This window comes from Bacillus sp. 05T31, from assembly GCF_056396725.1.
Genome location: NZ_JBFTMA010000149.1, coordinates 1 through 7,903, shown reverse-complemented (window position 1 = coordinate 7,903; position 7,903 = coordinate 1). Strand labels below are relative to the sequence as shown.

General features: G+C 36.3%; 6 protein-coding genes. All 6 read right to left on the bottom strand.

Annotation, left to right across the window (positions count from 1 at the left end; all coding sequences use genetic code 11):
• A partial coding sequence (locus AC1DJR_RS11770) for a linear amide C-N hydrolase (RefSeq protein ID WP_477002671.1) occupies positions 1-331 on the bottom strand: 331 nt, incomplete at its 3' end.
• Positions 332-686: 355 nt separating this feature from the next.
• A complete protein-coding gene (gene mutL / locus AC1DJR_RS11765; protein WP_429691809.1) occupies positions 687-2,630 on the bottom strand; it encodes a DNA mismatch repair endonuclease MutL in 1,944 nt (647 codons plus the stop codon).
• Positions 2,631-2,638: 8 nt separating this feature from the next.
• On the bottom strand, positions 2,639-5,311 hold the full coding sequence (mutS, locus tag AC1DJR_RS11760; RefSeq protein WP_429686836.1) for a DNA mismatch repair protein MutS: 2,673 nt from the start codon (positions 5,309-5,311) through the stop codon (positions 2,639-2,641).
• Positions 5,312-5,491: 180 nt separating this feature from the next.
• Complete coding sequence (cotE, locus tag AC1DJR_RS11755) at positions 5,492-6,034, bottom strand: outer spore coat protein CotE (RefSeq protein WP_002014610.1); 543 nt, start codon at positions 6,032-6,034, stop codon at positions 5,492-5,494.
• Positions 6,035-6,162: 128 nt separating this feature from the next.
• Complete coding sequence (locus tag AC1DJR_RS11750) at positions 6,163-6,594, bottom strand: YlbF/YmcA family competence regulator (protein ID WP_429691808.1); 432 nt, start codon at positions 6,592-6,594, stop codon at positions 6,163-6,165.
• A gap of 3 nt (positions 6,595-6,597) precedes the next feature.
• Positions 6,598-7,903 (bottom strand): tRNA (N6-isopentenyl adenosine(37)-C2)-methylthiotransferase MiaB (gene miaB / locus AC1DJR_RS11745; protein WP_477002670.1); only part of this gene is annotated, 1,306 nt, incomplete at its 5' end.

Here is a 7,903-nt window from a genome sequence, read left to right as displayed (position 1 = left end):
GTGTGAGACTCCAAGTCACAAAATCAAATGGAGCCAAATTCGTTTTGTTGTCATCTATGCTTTGACTATAAGTAGCGAATCCTGGAAAATAGAGTGTTGCACATGTCATACCTGCTTCATTTACTCCGTCCGCCATAATGATCCTTCCTTGATGATTAATTCCCATTCCGACCGTAGCATGTTTCGTATTAATGATTTCACCAGTTATATTATTCCACTGGTAATGTCGAGGAATGACTATTACTTCTTGATTCAAATCTAATGTGAAGTCCATCGTTCTTGCAAAAAGATGCTGACCATTTTTTGTCTGTAATGTCAAACTAGTACACATAAAGAACACCCCATTTTATGGTTTTATATACACCTTACATAATTCTGATAATTCTGTAAATTAAAAGCCCCTTTTCTTACAAAAAAAAATAAGAAAGCACATATAAATTACAAATAGGTTATCTCTAGTTTATAAATGAATTTTTAAAATATAGTTGCAAAAGAATTATATTAAAAAGGAGCGACTTGTTACTATCGCCCCTTTTTATTTCTCTCTATATTTTATTAAAATAACTGTAGAGAACATTGCTATTACATATTTATTTTATTTTCTTTCAGCACATATAAATAATACTAGGCACTTTCAAACCGTTTCAAATAACTGGGAACGAACTTTTTCTCTTTGGACATTAACCCTACATAACCCTCTTAAACATCTTCTCCAACTCATAAGTAGAATGATGCACCAGAATCGGTCTTCCATGTGGACATGTGTACGGATTTGTTGTTGTACGAAGCTCTTCAAGTAAAGCGAATATTTGATCGTTCGTTAAATATTGATTTGCTTTAATCGATGCTTTACAGCTCATCATAATAGCTGCTTCTTCACGTAATTTTTTAATATCAACTTTTTTTAGTTTAACGACTTGCTCCATCATCTCATCAATGATTTCTGTTTCTTGTCCTTTCGGGAACCACGTTGGATGCGAACGAACGATAAAGGATTGATGGCCAAACTGCTCTAAAAATAGTCCGACTTTTTTTAATTCTTCTAACTGCTCTTCGACACGTAAAAATTCGGTAAGAGATAAATCGATGCGGTACGGTACAAGTAATTCTTGTACTTCTTGCGTAACTCGTCCCACTTTATCACGGAAATATTCATAATTGATRCGYTCCTGCGCWGCRTGCTGATCAATCATATATARCCCRTTATCATTTTGAGCGAAAATATATGTTCCGTGCATYTGTCCAATTGGATAAAGCGGCGGTAAGTCATTACCGTTCATTTCAATCTCTTCTATCTCCCCGACTTCTTCTTCCAATTCCTCTAATTCAAAATCGTCATCGTTGCTAGTCCATTCCTTTTCCTCTCGAACCGTTTTCTCTATTACCGGCTTAGAGGATGGCTGCCAGCTTTGCTCTTCTCTTACGAGTGACTGTGGTGGTTGCCATTCTTGCTTCGGCGGTTGCCACAGTTGTGCTGGTTGTTTTACAGTCGTTGTTTCTTCTTGTTTCTCATCCATTCCTGTTGGTAAAACGATGTTAGGCATAGATGATTCTCTCGGTTTTGTATGCTCAAACTTGAACTGTTCTTGCACACTTTCATCTTTTTCTTTTTTCTTCGTTGTTACACCAGCATCTGGAATGAGTTGTATTTTTTTGAATGCAGCTTGCAATGTTTCTTCGATAAGCTTTAGCAATTCTTGTTCTTTACTAAAGCGTACTTCTAATTTTGCTGGATGTACGTTGACATCAACAAGCATTGGATCCATTTCAATTGATAAGAAGCCGATTGGGTATCGTCCGATTGGCAATAACGTATGATATCCTTGCTGAATTGCTTTCATTAATACGAAATTTCGAACGTAACGGCCATTTACAATCGTTGACATATAGTTACGCGACGCTCTCGTTACTTCTGGTAATGTTACATAACCTTTAATTGTAAAGTCTAGAGACTCAGCTTCAATCGGAATAAGCTTCTTCGCAACTTGAATGCTGTAAATCGATGCAAGTACTTGTCTTACATCACCGTTTCCTGATGTATGAAGCAATTTCTTTTCATTATGAAACAGTTTTAACGATACTTCTGGATGTGACATTGCAATACGATACACGATATCTGTAATGTTCCCAAGCTCTGTATGAATCGTTTTCATATATTTAAGGCGCGCTGGTGTATTAAAAAATAAGTTTTGTACAGTAATATCTGTTCCTTTTCGGCTTGCCGTTTTCTCTTGTTTTATAATGTCTCCACCTTTAATACTAAGGTGTGTACCAGGCGCATCACCTGTGCTCGTAATTAACTCTAATTCACTCACTGAGGCAATACTCGGCAGGGCCTCTCCGCGGAAACCGAGCGTTCTTATACGAAATAAATCATTTTCATCTTTAATTTTACTCGTTGCGTGTCGTTCAAATGCAACGATACAATCTTCTTCAGCAATACCATCTCCATTATCGATGATGCGAATCTTCGATAATCCAGCTTCTTCTAAGTGGATTTCAATAGATGTACTATTCGCATCGATGGAATTTTCCACGAGTTCTTTTACAACTGAGGCAGGGCGCTCTACTACTTCCCCTGCCGCAATTAAGTTAGAGAGTTGATCATCGAGTTTGCGAATTTTCCCCATCTACTTACTCATCCTTTCTTTAACTTTTTCTGCAAGCGATACAGTTCGTTCATCGCCTCTAAAGGTGTCATATCAAGTAAATCAATTTTTTTAATTTGCGCAAGTACTGCCGTTTCTTTTGCATCTAGAACTGACTTGTCTTGTTTTTTCGAAGACCGTTCTCCACCAAAGAATGATAATTGCGATTCTTCCTCAGTCTCTACTTTCGTCTCTTGTATTTCTGCTGGTTCTTCTTTTACAACAACTGGTTCTGGAGCGACTTCTGGCACTTTCACTTCTACTCGTTTCGGAATAACAATTTCTTCCTGTCCTTCTAGTTGTGCTAACACTTCTTTCGCGCGAGCGATTAAGCTCTCTGGAAGCTCGGCAAGTTGAGCAACRTGAATTCCGTAACTTTTATCAGCCGCTCCATCTTGAATTTTATGAAGGAAAACTACTTTTCCATTCTCTTCAATTGCTGAAACATGTACATTCTTTAGTTGGTCTAAACTTTCTTCTAACACTGTTAATTCATGATAATGTGTAGAGAATAATGTTTTCGCACCAATTTGGTCATGAATATGTTCAATGATTGCTTGCGCAAGTGCCATACCATCATACGTAGATGTACCGCGTCCAATTTCATCGAATAAAATTAAACTTCTCTCTGATGCATTTGCAATTGCATTTTTCGCTTCTAACATTTCAACCATAAATGTACTTTGACCTGAGATTAAATCATCCGCTGCACCAATTCTCGTAAAGATTTGATCGAAGACAGGTAATACTGCTTCTGTCGCTGGTACAAAACAACCAATTTGTGACATAACAGTAACAAGTGCTAATTGTCTCATATACGTACTTTTACCAGACATGTTCGGTCCTGTAATTAAAAAGACATCCATCTTCTCCGGCATAATACAATCATTCGGTACATACAATTTCCCGTTCAATACTTTTTCAACGACAGGATGACGACCATCTTTAATAAAGATTTCGCGCTTATTTGTTAAAACAGGTTTTACAAACTGCTCTTCTTCACTAACTGTCGCAAAGCTTTGCAGTACATCTAGTTCACTAATTACTTTCGCTAAATGCTGTAATTTCGGAATGAATACTTTGACTTCTTCGCGAAGTGCTGTAAATAAATCGTATTCTAATTGTACAATTTTCTCTTCTGCTTCTAAGATTAATGTTTCTTTTTCTTTTAATTCATCTGTTATGAAACGTTCAGCATTAGCAAGCGTTTGTTTACGCTCATAGCGCCCTTCTGGAAGTGCTGCAAGATTAGCCTTCGTCACTTCAATATAGTAGCCGAAAATACGGTTGTACCCAATTTTTAATGATTTAACCCCTGTAATATCACGCTCTCGTTTTTCAAGCTCAGCAATCCACGTTTTTCCGTTTTTACTAACGTAACGATATTGATCAAGCTTATCATTATAACCATCTTTAATAATATCTCCATCTTTAATAGAAAGCGGTGGGTTTTCTTGAATACTTCTTCCCAGTAATTCAGTTAAGCTCTCACATGGATCTGCACCTTGAATTAACCTTGCTGCATAAGCATTATCTAACAGACTAATCGCTTCTAAAATAGCTGGTACTTGCAGTAAAGAACGTCTTAATTGTAATAAGTCCCGTGCATTTACATTACCAAATGCAACTTTCCCTGCTAAACGCTCTAAATCATATACTTCTTTTAACTTTTCTTTTAAATCTTCACGTAAGAAGTAATCATTTACAAACGTTTCAACCATTTCTAAACGCTCTTCAACTTTTTCTTTCTGGATAAGTGGACGTTCCATCCACTGTTTTAACATACGCCCACCCATAGCCGTTTTTGTTTTGTCTAATAGCCATAATAATGAGCCTGTCTTTTCCTTCGTGCGAAGAGTCTCTGTTAACTCTAAATTACGTTTTGAATGCACATCAATTTTCATAAATTGATTCGTGTAATAAATTTCTACTGGTTGCAAGTGATCTAACGAACGTTTTTGTGTTCTTATCACATAGTTAAATAAGCGTCCAATTGCTTTAATTAATTTTGCTTGGGAAACACTTTTCACAAGATGTTCTAATCCTTCTGGAATAGTTGTTGCATCTTCATACGAAATCGTCATTTTTAATGTTTCAGTTAACTTATTTAATTCATCTTTTGAAAATGTAGAATCTACAACAATTTCTTTTGAACCAGTCGCATACACTTCTAATAAAATATCTTCTACTGAACCAGTTAATAACGTCACTGTATTTTGTCCAGTCGTTAAGTCATTACAAGCTAGCGCATAAGATCCATCTTCGAAATGTGTTAATGCTGCTAAGAAGTTATTCTCCTTCTCGTCTATTGTACGCCCTTCCATCATCGTTCCTGGCGTAATTAGTTGTACTACTTCACGACGTACTACACCTTTAGCTGTTTTTGGGTCTTCCACTTGCTCACAAACAGCTACTTTATATCCTTTTTCAACAAGTTGTTCAATATAATTTTTAGCTGCATGATGCGGTACACCACACATCGGTATACGTTCACTACTACCACCATCTCGGCTCGTTAATGTAATTTCAAGTTCATGAGCTGCTTTAACAGCATCTTCAAAGAACATTTCATAAAAATCACCTAATCGGAAAAATAAAAAGGCATCTTGATAGTCTGCCTTAACCTTTAAGTATTGCTGTATCATAGGCGTATATTGCGTCATGTCTTTCCTCCATAATTCTTACATAATAATCTATATTCATATATGTCACACTTCACGGACATCCATATCTCCTATTCCAGGAGTCTTTCCTCATTATAGCACATTTCATAAGGAATCATGTTCATGCAGAACCACTTATGTACTGTAAAAAGCTAGGAAGAACTTCTCCCTAGCTTTCTCTTACTCTTCTTCTGCATCGACGATAAAGTTCGGATCTAATTCTTCAAACTCATCATCATCGACTTGGAAATCCTCGTCTGATTCTACGCAACCTTCAGGATTTACACTTACACAAATTTTCGTTTCCCCAACTACTTCTGTTACAAATTCACGTTCTACCGTCACAACAATTTTATTACCATTTGGCGATACAAGAGCTTCTAAACAATTTGGCGGCTGAATTACACGAGCGATAATTTCTAAATCGTCACCAGAGAAGTTTTTATCACGATACCCAATACTTACTTCATCATTGTAGTTAACACGTTCTGTTACAACTTCAGTCTTTGTGTTTCCATCAAATGAATACCAAGTGTTTACATCATAGAAACCTTCAATTTCCACATGTTTTCCATTCTTTCTCGCTTCGTACGAATGGTTAATTACCCAGCACCCTAAAATACTTGTTGGCTCATTATTCGATTCACATGTATGCGTTGACTTTGTATACTTACGTCCTTTTCCAACCACTGCTTTTGTAATAATCTCTCTAAATTCGGACATTCGTAACCCTCCTCAATCACTATTCACTTAATCATATGCGTGACAATAGCGGAATGTGTCATTCTTTTTTTTGAGAAGAATTTCCGATATAACCCACTAAAAAAAAGAGATGTCAATAAGACATCTCTTTAACAACCACAATCTCCTTTTTTACTTTCTACTGCTGCACCAGTTTCACCCTTCAACACATCGCCGCCAGTTGAAACTAATATTTCATCTGTTACATTGTTAGAAATGGTACTAGCAACTAGCTGTAGTAAGTCATTTACATACGTTTGTGAAGATTTAAACTCCTGTACAACTGGGATATTATCTAACTTATCTTGAAGTGCATCAATTTCAGCTTCTACTTTTTTCAAAGCTTCCCATTTCCCATAATGTTGCAAGTTTACTGCTTGTTTTTGCAAAGCTTTTATTTCATCAATTGCTCGCTTTACATTTTCATTTTTATGAATTTGTGCTTCTGCTCGCTTAAAGAAATCGACTTCTTCTGTTTCAGAGATCATTTTCGCTAATTCTTTCGCTTGCTCAACAATTTCATCTTTCGTATATACTTTCATCTATTATTTCACCTCAATCGGCTCCTTAACCAATTCCCCGTTAAGAGACCAAGTTTTTGCTTCCGTTATTTTTACTTTCACAAGCTGACCAATTAAAGATTTTGAAGCAACAAAGTTTACAAGTTTATTCGTACGTGTATATCCCGCAAGTACTTCAGGATTATTCTTACTTTCTCCCTCAACTAATACTTCTACAATTTGACCTATATAACGCTTATTCTTATTAACWGCATATTCATTCACTAGTGTATTTAAGCGTTGTAATCGCTCTTTCTTCACTTCTATCGGAACATTATCTTGCATTTTTGCAGCTGGTGTACCTTCACGCGGAGAATAAATAAATGTAAATGCCGTATCAAATCCTACTTCACGATATAACGACATCGTCTCTTCAAACTGCTCATCCGTTTCATTAGGGAAACCAACGATAATATCAGTCGTTAGCACTGCATTCGGAATTGTTTCTTTAATTTTTCGTACAAGCTCTAAATAGTGTTCTCGCGAATATTTACGCGCCATAATTTTAAGCATATCTGTACTACCAGATTGAACCGGTAAGTGGATATGTTCTACTAGGTTACCACCTTTTCCAAGAACATCAATTAAATGATTGTCAAAATCACGTGGATGGCTTGTTGTAAAACGAATACGCGCGATATCGATTTTACGAAGTTCATCCATTAAATCGCCAAGACCATATTGTATATCTTCAAAGTCTTTACCGTATGCGTTTACGTTTTGTCCAAGTAACGTAATTTCTTTATAACCGTTCGCAGCTAAATGGCGAATTTCTTTAATAATATCTTCTGGACGTCTGCTGCGCTCTTTTCCGCGTGTATACGGTACAATACAATATGTACAAAACTTATCACAGCCATACATAATATTTACCCAAGCTTTAATATCACCACGACGTACTTTCGGAAGGTTTTCAATTACATCCCCTTCTTTTGACCAAACTTCAACTACCGTCTCTTTTGAGAACATTGCGTCCTTTAGGATATACGGTAATCTATGAATATTGTGTGTACCAAACACCATATCTACATGCTGATTTTTTTGCATAATTTTATTTACAACAGATTCCTCTTGAGACATACAACCACATACACCAATTATAAGATCCGGATTTCTTCGCTTTAATGATTTTAAATGACCAAGTTCACCGAACACTTTATTTTCAGCATTTTCACGAATTGCACAAGTATTTAATAAAATCACATCTGCCTCTTCAGTTGAAAAGGTTGGCTCATATCCAAGTGTTGTAAAAATCCCAGCCATTACTTCTGTATCATGCTCATTCATTTGA

Coding starts and splice junctions, on each gene's coding strand:
- cotE (WP_002014610.1), bottom strand. CDS start 6,034: ATGTCCGAATTTAGAGAGATTATTACAAAAGCAGTGGTTGGAAAAGGA.
- AC1DJR_RS11750 (WP_429691808.1), bottom strand. CDS start 6,594: ATGAAAGTATATACGAAAGATGAAATTGTTGAGCAAGCGAAAGAATTA.